Here is a 13,764-nt window from a genome sequence, read left to right as displayed (position 1 = left end):
ATACGATTTTACTAGTACGCATGTATAAAATACATTATAAACCGCTTTTTAATGCGGTAAAGCTAGCATGCAAATATTGACAATACAAAAGTCAAAGAACCAAGCATTGCTAAAGATACGCATATTGGAAAAGCATTAGCATAATTCCCACATATAACCGCATATGCTAGCGAATACGCTTTTTTAATAAACATGTAGGTAAGCAATAATAACAAAATGCAGCAAACAATAAACACACCCTGATTAAACAAGAAGCAATTTATTCTGAAAGCATTTTTATTCAATCTGGCTACATTCCAAATTATTGTCATAAACTTAGCAAAAAATATATTAAGAAAAACATAAACACACTGCAGAAGTGTAAACATAATTACAACAGAAACGAATATAATTCGCCCTATATTCTCCCCAACAATTGACATTGCTGTAAATTTTGCGTGTTTTGTATCACTTTCTATATCCCTTAAATTGTTAATCATCATAAGACAAGCAGAGAACCCGCCTGGAATGATGGACAATAACACACAAAACACAATTTGTGGAACGCTTGCCGTTGTTATTGATTCTTTAGGAAAACCACTTCCAAAACTAAGAGCACACAATGTTCCTAGAAAAGCAACAGGTCCAAAGAACAAAAACGCACTAAATTCTCCCCAACCACGGTAACCGTAAGGATGCGATCCTCCCGCATAAAACCACGCTCCCATAAGACAAACTAGTCCAAGAAGAATAAATATCCAAATTCCACTTCTAACAGTAATGATTAACCCAAAAACGCATGATACTAAGGCAGATATGCAAACAGCATACAAAACTGATTTTGGTTTAATACCAGCGTCTGCAAGTCTCCAAGACACATCACACAATGTTTTATCGCCTAAATCTCTATTAGATCTTTGATCATCTAATCCGCGCAAACCATCACAATAATCATTCGCATAGTTCACTGAAATCTGCATAAAAGCAGCAACACCTATACACAATAGTGATTGAATAACAAAATTTTCAATATTATAAGGTTTTACAAGTATTTGACCACTGAATAAATATCTTGCAAAAATCGAAATCGCCATAATAACTGGCACTATTCCGATTGGAAGAGTATAAAGTCTTGCACCTTTAAGCCAAACCTTTAAATTATTCATCAAAAATCGCCTAGATTCTAGAATTTTTTAACTTATTCTAGATTAGTTTAAACTATTTTAAATAATTTGTGGAGCTAATATAGACACAACTATAGGCAAAGCAATCATAATCGCAGATATTACAATAAGAACAAGCCCACGCCATCCAAAAGTGTACTTTTTATAAGATGACTTACGAGTGCGCAAATAGAATCCACGTTCTTCCGCAGCCAAAGCACAACTATCGGCTTTACGAACAGACAAAACCAAAAGAGGCACAATCAAAGGCATCATCAGCTTAATCTTTTTAAAAGGATTCTTAGTATCGAACTCAACTCCTCTTGCCATTTGAGCTTCCGTAATCTGAGACATTTCGTACGCAAAAATAGGAACAAAACGCACAGCTGTAGTAATAGTAAAAACATAACAGTAAGGAACATGTAGATATTGAACAACAGCATTAGCTAAATCGTTCAATTTTGTAATGCTAAGAACGCTAACAAGAGGCAAAGCAAAACAGAATAGTCTCAAAGATGCTCTTGCAGCAACAGAAATTCCTCTTGATGTAAACCACAAGAACATATAATTTCCACCCTGAGCAATAATCGTTTGCAAAAAGAACATTACAACGCCGAGAATAAGCATTGCGCGCACAAGAGGAAACAGAGTTTTAAGAATCCCAGCCATAGCCATAGCAACAAGAATCAATACTGCAATAGTTACAAGAACGCTAAATTGTTGAGCTATAAAAGCAGACACAACAACGCTTATAGCTAATATAAGTTTTGCAATAGGATTTGCCTTGTGCAAGAAAGTTGAACCAGCATTATAAGTAAGAATCTTAGTTTGCATAAAAATCACCCATTTGTTTTACAAATTGCAACTCTTTTTAAGAGCATTAACCAACATATCTCTCTTATACAATCCTTTACACTTAGCAAAACCATTTTTAACTAAGCCCTGAGATACAGCGCACAAAAGAGGAGCACATAAAGCAGCTTCATCGCAAATACTCTTATTCTCAAACACATGGCTTATGCTTCCGTCTTCAAGAATATGTCCATCATTTACTACGATTAAACGCGTTGCAAAATCAAGAACCACTTCCATATCGTGACAAACCATTATTACGCAACAACCATGGTCTCTAAGGTCTTCTACAACTTGCATAATTCTCAAGCATTCCATGTAATCCAGTCCGCAAGTAGGCTCATCTAACACAAGAATCTTAGGTTTAGTTACAACAGTTGCAGCCAAAGCAACCATCTGACGCTGACCTCTAGAAAGCATAAAAGGGCTAGAATTAGGATCTAAATTAAGCTTTTCAATCACTTGCATAGCATGATCATTAGCTTCTTTAACAGACTCACCTAAAAGAATACAACTAAACGCTACTTCTTCTAAAATAGTATCTTTACAAAGCTGACGATCTGGATTCTGGAAAAGAGTCGAAACATAGTGGGCAATTTGGCTTATTTTCATGTTGCTAGTATTTTTGCCATCAATAAAAATACTTCCACTATTTGGCTTAAGCAAACCGTTTATTATCTTAGTAACAGTTGTTTTTCCAGCACCATTTCTTCCAACAAGAGTTACAAGCTCCCCAGGATAAGCGTCAAAAGACACGTTTTCTAAAGCACTAACACCACTCGGATATGAAAAACTAACATTTTGCAAAGAAAGACATGGTGAAGAATTTTGTGCTAAGTTTTGCGATGCATTGGAAAAGTCGAAAGCAGCCGCACATTTATCTTCATCGCATTCACTATGTGAATCATCATGTGAAACTAAAGAATTTCCACTATTAATCGTATTAAGAATAGTATTTACTGTATCTTCTACAGACACAGGCAAATCGCTTTTAGAGCAAACACTCTCACGCTGTAAATCATTAACCAAATGTGTAGTGCGCGGATAATTTATTCCAATAGAATAAAGCAAATCCATATTTTTTAGCGCTTGTCCAACAGGCAAATCCAGTGATAAAGTGCCATTAGAAAGCACAACCAAACGCTTGCAATACTCGCTTAAAAGCGCCACTTTCTGCTCAATTACAACAACCGTTATTCCAAAATTCTTATTCAAATCTTTAAGAATCGAAAAAATCATTTTAGAAGAAACAGGGTCTAAAGCGCACGTAGGCTCATCTAACACCATAACTTTAGGTTTTAGCGCAAGAATAGCAGCAATCGCAACTTTCTGCTTTTGACCTCCAGAAAGAGTGTCTAAATCGCGGTTGCGCAAATCACTAATGCCAACAATTTGTAAAGCTTCATCGATTCGATTCGGTATTTCATTGTGTGCAACACCAAAGTTTTCTAGACCAAAAAGAATCTCATCTTCTACGTTTGCAGCCACCATTTGCGCATCAATATCTTGGATAACTGATCCAATTAAGCAGGCTATATTAGTTAAAGCAAGATTTTTAGTTTCTTGACCTGCAATCTTAACGATTCCAGAAAGTTCTCCAGAATAATGATGAGGAATAGCACCAGAGAAAATAGAGGCAAGAGTTGTTTTACCAGATCCAGATGGTCCAATAATTCCAACAAATTCGCCAGCTTCAATACTAAGGCTTATATTGTTCAAGGCAAAAGTGGAATCTTGTGCCTTTGCAGAGTCTAAAGAATCATCCTTATTATGATTCAAATATTTAAAAGATACTTCCCTAAGCTCAAGCAAAGACACAACAATTCCTAACTCTTAAAAACCCAACAATACTATGAACATTACTTATTGATTACTCTCTGACGATTATATGACTTACTGAATATCATCTAAAATAAATTCAAATACTTACTTGTGTAGAACGAGTCGAATTGGAGTGTAAAGAACTTCAACAACAACAGCATTAAACACAGCAGTTCCCAAAATGATTGGAAGCATAACAAGAATCGTCTTAGGAGAATGAAGAACAAAGAAAGATGCAGTAGATGCAAATATTAAACCAGAAACAACTGTGGTTATAAAAGTTGCTATAAGTGGGAAAATACTGAACTTTCTAGCAGCATCCTTAGGGAAAACGCGGACATAAGCCATAATCATCAAAGTCATAACAATTGCTGCTGGAATATCGCAAACATAATTAAGACCAGGAATAGATGCGTTAAATTGCATTAAAGTTGCAGCCAAAGCACCAATAATCGCACCCTGAATAACATTTGGACGAACCAACAAAATCGCAAGGCAGAATGATGCGATTAAGAAGTTTGGTTTAATATTTCCAATTGAAAGCGCTTTTGCAACTGTAAAGTCAAGAATGCATCCTGCTGCAAAAAGAACAGCCACCAACACTAAAGACGTAATATCTAAAGCGTGCTTTTTAATACTTACAGCATTAAGCATATTACCTTCATGTTCGTTAATTTCCTGATTCATAATCTTCTCCTTTAAGTTGCGATAATCAAGTTTTAATTATCGACTTTTGTTATTTATATATGTTTTGATATTTATTTATATTGATTTAAATTAATTTGTTTAATTATTTTTCAATTCTGATTTACTTGTGTAGAACGAGTCGAATTGGAGTGTAAAGAACTTCAACAACAACAGCATTAAACACAGCAGTACCCAAAATGATTGGAAGCATAACAAGAACAGTGTTTGGAGAGTGAAGAATAAAGAAAGATGCGATTGTTGCAAAAATCATTCCAGAAATAACAGTTGCAATAAAGGAAGAAATTAATGGGAAAATACTGAACTTTCTAGCAGCATCCTTAGGAAAAGCCTTTAAATAACCCATCAACATCAAAGTCATAATAATTGCTGCTGGAATATCGCAAGCGTATTCAAGACCAGGAATTGAAGTGTTAAATTGAATTAAAGTCGCAGCCAAAGCACCAATAATCGCACCCTGAATAACATTTGGACGAACCAACAAAATCGCAAGGCAGAACGATGCAATTACAAACTCTGGCTGAATATTTCCAATCGAAAGCGCTTTTGCAACTGTAAAGTCAAGAATACATCCTGCTGCAAAAAGAACAGCCACCAACACCAAAGACGTAATATCTAAAGCATGCTTTTTAACATTTACACCTTTAAGTAAATCCGAAGCCTGATTAACACTAGATTCAGCAGAAGTAAATGAGGTTTCCTGCTTAGTTTCATTAATTTCCTGAGCCATGATTTTCTCCTTTTATGTAGATTTTTATGTTGATTGTTTTAAACAATTTTTTAATTGTTTTTTATGTTTATAGATTTGTTTTAGACGTAAAATTAATCCAAATAGATTTGGCTTTCTGGAGATATAAAAAAGACCTCCAGGTTTACCCTAGAGGTCTTTTACAAGCCTAAACAAGCAGCTTCTAAAGCTTTAGAGTAAACTACGCCAAAGAGAAGTCTGCCACCACCACATACGAGCAGCATCAAAAGTATCGCGAGCTTGAGCATTCATGTTACGCATGATAGCCGCCTCCTTAATACTTAGCTGCAAAGCTAAACGCTTAATGTGGTCAATCACAAATCCAAAATCGTAAATCGTAAAATTTACGATATCCGTTTGTGTTGTGTTTGATGCTAACACTATAAAAGTACAAATGCAAACAAAAATAAAAAATTAATGGAAAAATTTTATAAAATCCAAAACAATAATCTTCAATCATCCCCGAAATTTCAAGCGAAACAACGCAAAACGCGCGAAATAAAATATTACATAGCCAAACGTCATACACAAACGATATAGTCAAAGTCGGTTCGGGGTGCGTAAAAACGCTGAGATTACACCCGTTAAACCTGATCTAGGTAGTGCTAGCGAAGGGAAAATCATGGAAGAATTAAACGAATCAAATGCAAATATAGATACAAATATAGATACAAGTTTTAGCGTTCGCGCAAGAAGACGAATGTTTCTAAATGACGTTAGATCATGCATAGAAAGAGTGAGAGCAAAGAAGCCACTAACTCATTGCATAACAAACAATATTGTTCAAGAAATAACAGCAAATGTACTACTTTCCGCAGGAGCTACGCCAATAATGGTATGCGACCCAGATGAAGCAGCAGGCATTGCAAAAATAGCGTCAGGCGTTCTAGTAAATGTTGGAACATTCGAAGAGATAAAAGGCAAAGCCATACGCAAAGCAATAGAAACTTGCGAAGAAACACAAACTCCTTGGGTACTAGATCCAGTTGGAGTTGGAGTAGACGAATTAACCACTAGAACAAAATTTGTAAGAGAAATAGTAAAACGAAACCCAACAGTAATACGAGCGAACGCAAGCGAAATATTAGCTTTAGTTGGGCAAAACAGTCAGATGAAAGGCGTAGATGCGCAAGATCCAGTAAACTCCGCGCTAGAAGCAGCCAAAAAACTGGCAAAAGAATACGGATCTGTAATATCAATATCTGGAGAAAAAGACGCGGTATACGGTCACGGATGCCTAGTGCGAATAACTGGCGGACACAAGGCTATGACAAAAGTTGTAGGAACTGGGTGCGCTCTTGGATCATTAGTGGCGGCATATGTGGGTGCAAACCCAGAGCGCCCAGTGGCAGCAACAGTGGCTGCACACGTGCACGCTGCAGCAGCTGGAACGTTTGCAGCAAGACAAACAACCGCACCAGGAACATTCAAAACACTGTGGATCGACGCATTGCAAACATTAAGTGTAAACAACATGTTTGAACTAACAAACATTGAATTTAGCATAGAACCAACAGATTGGACGCTTTACCTAGTCACAGATCCACGAATGGGAAACCGTAGCGAAGAACAAGTTGCAGTAGAATCCATAGATGGCGGAGTGACAGTAGTTCAATTGCGAGATAAATACTCCAACGATACTGAAATATCAGAAAAAGCCATAAAGTTACGCAAAACACTTATAAAAGCAAAACATGGAGATATACCGATTTTCATAGACGATCACGTTGACACCGCAGCAAAACTGGGATTCAACCTGCATATTGGTCAAAAAGATACGCCTTTCGTTACAGCACGTAAATCCATGCCAGCCGAATGGATGATTGGACTTTCTTGCGCAAGAGTAGACCTAATGGAAAAAGCATATAAAGAGTGCAAAGAGAACGATACTCCACTTCCTGATGTTATAGGAATCGGAGCTGCATTTGCCACAAATACTAAGGCGCATGATGTTCCTCCTCTTGGAGTTGAAGGCGTAAATGAAGTAGCAAAAGTAGCACACAGCATGGGTGTAAAAACTCTAGCGATTGGTGGAATACACGAAAACACCGTTTTTCCAATCAAAGACCTAAGCATTGATGGAGTATGCACTGTATCTGCTCTCATGTGCGCTGAAAATCCTAAAAAAGTAGCAAGCGATCTTAAAAGCGTAATAACTCGCTAAAGTATGCATTAAAGTCACAAAGATTGGCTAATAGCGTATACTTTCAATCCCTAGCAACGTGTATACTTTCACAAGTTGCGGGCTTGTAGCTCAGTGGATAGAGCGTCTGCCTCCGGAGCAGAAGGTCGTGGGTTCGAATCCCATTAAGCCCACATTGTATGTTAGTATTAATTCCCTCCAAGAAGAGCAAAAGTACCGTAATATACAGCAGCGATTAAAGCGATAGCAGGAATAATTAAGCACCCAATCATAAACACATAATCGCGTTTATTCACATGGCTTATACGTGCATGAGATCTTGGGTTTTCTCCGCCAAATCCACGAGCTTCCATAGCCGTAGCCAAAGTTGTAGATCTTCGAATAGACAGCACCAAAAGAGCAAAAGCTTGAGGCATAAAAGCCTTAATCTTACTATCATCGCCAAGTCCGCGAGAACGCCTAGATGCGCTGAGAGCAGCCCAATCATCTTGAAGGACGCTAAACAATCGCATACCAGCTAATCCACCGTAAACAAACCTATCTGGCAATTTCATAACTTGACTAAAGGCATCAGCTAAATCAGTTGCATCAATGCCAATAACAGTAACAATAGCTGGAACACCGATAGCTAAAATTCTGATGAATGTTGCAATTGCAAGAGTTGTGGAATGATCACTTACATGAATAATTCCCCAATCAAACCATGTTGCTCCACCTGATTTACCATACAACCACACTGCTAATGCAGATCCAGGAGCACCAACCCATACAGGCCAAGAAAGTTTAATAACTCGCAGAGGGTTCATTTTAACAACCCAAAGAATCACAAACTCCAAAACCAAAGCTATTGTTGCAGAAAGCCAGTCGAGAGTAAACAAAAGCGGAACCGAAAGTAGGAAAGCTCCAAGCATCCTATACACAGGATTCAAAGATGCCAAGAATGGAGAATAACTTGATGCGCGAGCTGCCTCATCACGATGGTTCACATCGCTAACTTCTATTCGAGATATATTCGTTGCATCTGTTGACGAAGATAATGCTAAATATTCTTGTGAATTATCTACATTTTCAGACTCATAAGATTCGTTATTAGTGGAATCCACATTAGTTTTAAGTTCCACTAAACGCGCTCCAAGCGCATCTACTAACTCTCTATCATGAGTAACAACAATAACACTAACGCCATCTGCGCGAAGGCTTGCAATGAGTTTTATAATTTGTAACCAAGTTTTACGATCCTGTCCAAAAGTCGGTTCATCTAAAATTAAAACTCTTGGAGCTGCAGCCAAAGATGCGGCAACAGTAAGTCTACGCTTTTCACCTCCAGATAAAGTGTATGGGTTTGCGTTAGAATATCTAGATAGGCGGAATCTATCTAATAAAGACTCTGCTTTAGTTTTAGCGTCTTCTTCACTCATTCCAGTTCTAATAGGACCTAGCATAACTTCTTCAAGAACAGTTCCACACGCAAACTGATGTTCTGGATTCTGGAAAACGTATGAAATTCTTTTAGCAAGATCAGTAGACTTCCATTTCATAGGATCGGTGCCACCAGCGCCTTCGCAAAGATCCTCACTAGCTACAACCTGACCTTCTAAAGCTGGAATTAATCCTGCCAAAGTTAGAGATAAAGTGGATTTTCCAGCACCGTTTGCTCCAACTAATGCTGTGATTTGTCCAGAATTAAATTTCAAATTTATATTTTTTGCTATTGGAGTACTCGTATGACTAATCGCAAGGTTTTCTGTTGATAGAACTACTCTTCCATCACCTTTTGCTGGATCGCAATCTGGTTCACATTCAACATAAATCCTACCAATTCTGCGATCTTGCGGATCTTTATACTTGTCAGGAAGCCAAATCCCAAGGTTTTCAAAATCAAGATCGCTTCTACTGAACACTTCGTCTGGAGTTCCATCTGCAACAATAACTGTTTGCGCAAACTCGTCTCGCGCAATATCATCATCGTGAACATAATTATTCTCTTCAGTATTGTTCACAGAATTATCAAGACCAAGAACCACTACTCTATCAATCAAATCAATCCAAGGCTGCGCATGATGTTCTACAAGAACCATTGTTGCATTGGTATCGTCTAAAACTTTACCAACAGCTTTTACAATCTGATTAACACCATCTGGATCTAGATTCGCAGTAGGCTCATCTAAAAGAAGCACACTTGGCTTCATAGCCAATGCTCCAGCCAATGCCAGACGCTGCATTTGACCACCACTTAAATGGGCGGTAGAACGGTGTAACTGTAATCCTTCTAAACCTACTTCTTCAAGACTTTTATTAACAAGATCCCATATTTCTTTACGAGGAACATTCATATTTTCAGGACCGAAGGCGACGTTATCCCCTAAACGCTGAAAAATAGCTTGAGCCTCTGGATCTTGTAACACTAATCCTACTCGCCCACGCGCTTTATGAACTGGTAAATCATCTACGAATACTGAGCCTTCGCTTACACCGCCATCTTCATCTTCTACTAAAACATTCTTCTTCGAATCAGGCTTTGAATTATTTGAGCTAGATTTAACAATATCACTACCAATCAGCCCAGCAGCACCTTCAAGAATTGTGGATTTGCCTATGCCCGATGCACCAAGCAACAAAACTCTTTGCCCTGCTTCAATTGTTAGGTTCAACCCGCGTACAGCAAAATGTTTGCGAGAAGCATGACGATAACCCCAATTATCAAAACGTAGCTGAGCATTGCAGCTAGCCGATGGAAGGAATGTTTCGGCATCCTGCGTATTAGTTTTGTTCAAAACTGGCGTTTCAAATGCATCGGGCATAGCAAAATCCTTTATGGCAATGATTTTTATTTAATTATTTTCTATCTATTTTTTAATTTTTTCTTTTAGAATCATTTAGATCTGCTACGGACTTTTTAACGACCTAAAAATCCTAAAATGTCTTTATTACAAACACGTTTTTGACTTATCCTAATAACAAAACGTCATATCAGTGATTTACATCGCTGATTGCATTGCAATAAGACATTTTCTTTCGACATAGATATGTGCTTTACTGTTCTTTCACTACGACTTATGCGTTGGCTTAAATCGTAGGTCACCATTAAGGCACGGGAAAAACAGATCTCCGTGCGCCAGCATTACCTGGATTCACGTTCAAGCGGTTTCTCTCAGCTTTACAAATTAATGCAAAGCACCCGTGTCGTGTTAAGATTTTACGTCATTGCGTAGACTCGTATACAAACGCTAAAATTTTATATAGCGATTGTATACGAGTTGTTAAGTTTACTTAGTTAGACGATCTAAAAGCAAAGCTTCAGTTACGATATTCGATTTCAAGCCAGAAAGAGAAATCGACTCGTTAGGACTATGCGCATTAGACTTTGGATCTTCAGGTCCAGTCACCAAAACCTGAGCTTTAGGGAAAATTCGTTGCAATTCTGGAATAAATGGAATCGAACCACCTTCGCCCTTGTTAATAGGATCCACGCCAAAAGCATCCTTCATAGAAGCTAAAGCGTCCTTAGTTGCTACAGCATCAGGATCCATAGCCCAACCCATACCATTGTCAACTGGCTCTACAGTAACTTGCGCACCGAATGGGGCGTTTGCGGCCAAAAAGTCGCTCAAAGCTTTTTGCGCTTCTTCTGGACGCTGGCAAGGCGCAGTTCTAAGCGAAAGTCGCAAACGCGTTTCGTGAGCAATCACATTAAAGCTTTCCTCTACTGGATGAGCATCCATACCAATAACAGTCAAGCTAGGCTTAGTCCACATACGAGCAGCAAGGGAACCAGTACCAGCAAGCTTGTAAGAATCCACTACTGAAGAATCTGCGCGAACTTGAGCCTCATCCAAATCACGTTGCAAACCGCCAACAGGCTCTTGCGATTCAATTCCAGGAACGGCCAAATCACCTTCCTTGTTATAAAGAGAAGCAATAAGCATTGAAGCAAGCGTGTATGCGTCTAAAATTGGTCCGCCAAACTGTCCAGAATGAACCTGATGTCCAAGAACTTTCACTTTAACGTCTACAGTAGTGTTTCCGCGCAAACTAGTCGTAAGACTTGGAACATCCGCAGACCAATTTCCAGAGTCGGCAACAATAATAACGTCTGATTCAAACTCATCTTTATGAGCTTCGATGAATGGAATGAAACTTGGAGAGCCCATTTCCTCTTCACCTTCAATAAATACCTTAATATTTACGCCTAAATCTTCGCTTAAAGCGCGCAAAGCACCGTAGTGAATTGCAATTCCGCCGCCATCATCAGCACTACCGCGGCCATACAAGCGACCATCTACTTCAGTTCCTTTGAAAGGATCAGTATTCCATTCGCTTGCATCTGGAACAGGCTGAACATCGTGATGAGCGTAAAGCAAAACAGTTGGAGCGCTAGGATCCACAATACGAGATCCAACTACTTCAAAAGCTCCAGGAGTACCATCCGGATTCTGAGACTGCTCAACGCGAGCATCTACACCCACTTCGCGCAAAACTTCAGCCACATACTCAGCCGAAGCACGCATATGATCTCCAGTAATGCCTTTAGCAGAAACAGCTCCTAAAGAGATCTTCTTATTTAATACGCTAATAACGTCTTCCCAAGCGTTTTGCACGCGCGAACGCACATCAGCAACCTCTAAACTAGCCATAAGTCCTCCAAAAAACAGTAGATTAGTAAAAACATTAGTTGAATTACTACTATCAGACTATTCATAACCAACGAAATTGCTCATAACGCGTCTAGTCTGTTGGGTAATCTGCAAACATGACATGGAATCCATTCGTAAAAAAATCTGCTGATAATGGTGCACAAAATGGCAATCAATCAGCGACTAATGAAAATAGTGAAAATAAAATAGAAGATAAGGCAAAGACTCGCACAAAAAACGCTCCAACGCCGAAGCAAAGCGAAGCTACAGCGCAGAATCTTAGACCGTTAGTTCCAACGGATAGAAAAGCAAGCGCAAAGGCTGCGCGAGCCAGATTGCGCGAAAAAGAAAATGCTCAATACGATGCGATGAAAAATGGAGACTTAGCTCATATGCCAAAGTCAGAGCAGCTTCCATGGAGAGTTTATATTAGAGATTATGTAGATGCGCGTTTCAATATTGGCGAATTTTTTGTGCCGTTTGCAATCGTTATTATGCTCTGCATATTCTTAACTCAAAACTTCTTATCCACTAAGTATATTGCTCTATATTTTGCTCTTGCGATTGTTCTTTACGCATATCTTTTTGCTGCAATTATTGACGTTATAATAATGTGGCGCAAGCTTCGTAAAGAGCTTGTTAAGCGATACGGCGAAGTTTCTGTTGGCAAAAGCTCTAGATCTGCTATGTATGCTTGCAGTCGAGCAATACAAATGCGCAGATGGAGACTCCCAAAGCCAAGTACACCAAAGCGCGGTAATTGGCCTAAATAAATCGCTAGTATACTAACAAAGCTATGATTTATAGCATAAGCGTGTTTAGGGTATGATTACTAAGCAATAAAGCAACAAAATACAAAGCAATAAAACGCTAATATTATGTATTAGGGGATAAACGCAAATGGCAAACGATAAACCAAAAGGCATTAAGAAGCCAGGCATGATTTCACAAATTATGCGTATCTACAAGTACACGCATACAGACGATAAGCAGCTTCCACTTTGGCTTGGCTTAGCTTTTGTAGCTCCTGTTGTGCTGTGCATTGTAGCTGGTGTTATTCTTAGATGGTCCATTTTGACTTGGATTATGATGGTAATAACAGCACTTATGCTGGGTCTTTTACTGTTTACTGTTGTTCTCACTAAACGCGCAGATAAGGTTGGCTATGCAAGACTAGAAGGAAAGCCTGGAGCTGCGGCTGGCATTGTATCTGCTATTAACAAAGGCGGATTTACTTTCCCTCAACAACCTGTGTGGGTTGATCCTCGCACAAAAGATGCTATTTGGAGAGGAACTGGTTTTAACGGAATCTTCCTTGTTGGCGAAGGTAACTATGAGCGTTTAAGCCAAGCTATGAATCGCCAAGAGCACGCGATTAAAAGTGTTACAGCAGGATCTAATATTCCTGTTTACCGCATTTGCGTCGGTAATGGTGAAAATCAAGTTAAACTTAGGGATCTAAGAAGTAAGGTTTTAAAATCTAAAACTTTAATGCCTACAAATCACAAGTTTGCTTTGCTTAAGATGATTCACCCTAATCGTCGCTTCTTCCTCACTAAAACTGAGCTTGCAATTTTGAATGATCGTTTGCGTACACTACAGGGCAAATCTGGGTTCGGTATTCCAAAAGGAATTGACCCAACTCATGCTCCTCGAGTAAGTCGCAAAGCTTTAAGAGGAAAATAAATCATAGGTTTTAAATAAAAAGCATAAAAATAA

At 38.7% G+C, this 13,764-nt stretch carries 10 protein-coding genes, 1 tRNA gene and 1 riboswitch; of the genes, 4 read left to right on the top strand and 7 right to left on the bottom strand.

Going from position 1 to position 13,764, the window contains the following annotated elements; translation table 11 throughout:
- Positions 1 to 62 precede the first annotated feature (62 nt).
- From menA to HXT19_RS02035, 5 genes are all read right to left on the bottom strand, one after another.
- A complete protein-coding gene (menA, locus tag HXT19_RS02055; RefSeq protein ID WP_004575089.1) occupies positions 63 to 1,145 on the bottom strand; it encodes a 1,4-dihydroxy-2-naphthoate octaprenyltransferase in 1,083 nt (360 codons plus the stop codon).
- A 57-nt stretch (positions 1,146 to 1,202) separates the two neighbouring features.
- The gene (locus HXT19_RS02050; RefSeq protein ID WP_004112504.1) at positions 1,203 to 1,976 is read right to left on the bottom strand and encodes an energy-coupling factor transporter transmembrane component T family protein; all 774 of its coding nucleotides are present in this window, start codon (positions 1,974 to 1,976) and stop codon (positions 1,203 to 1,205) included.
- Positions 1,977 to 1,994: 18 nt separating this feature from the next.
- The gene (locus HXT19_RS02045; RefSeq protein WP_248898668.1) at positions 1,995 to 3,812 is read right to left on the bottom strand and encodes an ABC transporter ATP-binding protein; all 1,818 of its coding nucleotides are present in this window, start codon (positions 3,810 to 3,812) and stop codon (positions 1,995 to 1,997) included.
- A gap of 108 nt (positions 3,813 to 3,920) precedes the next feature.
- Positions 3,921 to 4,502 carry a tryptophan transporter gene (locus tag HXT19_RS02040; RefSeq protein WP_004115564.1) on the bottom strand — a complete coding sequence of 194 codons (582 nt, stop codon included), beginning with the start codon at positions 4,500 to 4,502 and terminating at the stop codon, positions 3,921 to 3,923.
- A gap of 121 nt (positions 4,503 to 4,623) precedes the next feature.
- Positions 4,624 to 5,250, bottom strand: coding sequence for a hypothetical protein (locus HXT19_RS02035; protein ID WP_103013111.1), 627 nt, complete (start codon positions 5,248 to 5,250; stop codon positions 4,624 to 4,626).
- A 560-nt stretch (positions 5,251 to 5,810) separates the two neighbouring features.
- Positions 5,811 to 5,903: riboswitch (TPP riboswitch) on the top strand.
- Here HXT19_RS02035 and thiM point away from each other — a divergent pair.
- Both thiM and HXT19_RS02025 read left to right on the top strand, forming a co-directional pair.
- Entirely contained in the window at positions 5,891 to 7,432 is a 1,542-nt protein-coding gene (thiM, locus tag HXT19_RS02030) for a hydroxyethylthiazole kinase (protein WP_248898667.1), read from the top strand. Its footprint overlaps the riboswitch before it by 13 nt.
- Positions 7,433 to 7,511: 79 nt before the next feature.
- Positions 7,512 to 7,584 (top strand) — tRNA-Arg (locus tag HXT19_RS02025).
- Positions 7,585 to 7,599: 15 nt separating this feature from the next.
- On the opposite strand, the gene HXT19_RS02020 is transcribed toward HXT19_RS02025, so the two are convergent.
- The gene (locus HXT19_RS02020; protein WP_004115570.1) at positions 7,600 to 10,212 is read right to left on the bottom strand and encodes an ATP-binding cassette domain-containing protein; all 2,613 of its coding nucleotides are present in this window, start codon (positions 10,210 to 10,212) and stop codon (positions 7,600 to 7,602) included.
- Between the two features lie 465 nt (positions 10,213 to 10,677).
- Positions 10,678 to 12,045, bottom strand: coding sequence for a dipeptidase (locus HXT19_RS02015; protein WP_004574952.1), 1,368 nt, complete (start codon positions 12,043 to 12,045; stop codon positions 10,678 to 10,680).
- Positions 12,046 to 12,251: 206 nt separating this feature from the next.
- Between HXT19_RS02015 and HXT19_RS02010 the strand changes: the two genes are divergently transcribed.
- A complete protein-coding gene (locus HXT19_RS02010) occupies positions 12,252 to 12,818 on the top strand; it encodes a DUF3043 domain-containing protein (RefSeq protein WP_373271523.1) in 567 nt (188 codons plus the stop codon).
- Between the two features lie 127 nt (positions 12,819 to 12,945).
- Positions 12,946 to 13,731 carry a DUF4191 domain-containing protein gene (locus HXT19_RS02005; protein ID WP_285067413.1) on the top strand — a complete coding sequence of 262 codons (786 nt, stop codon included), beginning with the start codon at positions 12,946 to 12,948 and terminating at the stop codon, positions 13,729 to 13,731.
- The last annotated feature ends 33 nt before the right edge of the window (positions 13,732 to 13,764 follow it).

It is taken from the genome of Gardnerella sp. DNF00038 (assembly GCF_049262855.1).
GTDB lineage: Bacteria > Actinomycetota > Actinomycetes > Actinomycetales > Bifidobacteriaceae > Bifidobacterium > Bifidobacterium vaginale.
Note: the sequence above shows the minus strand (reverse complement) of the source record. Positions and strands in the feature narration are given on the sequence as shown.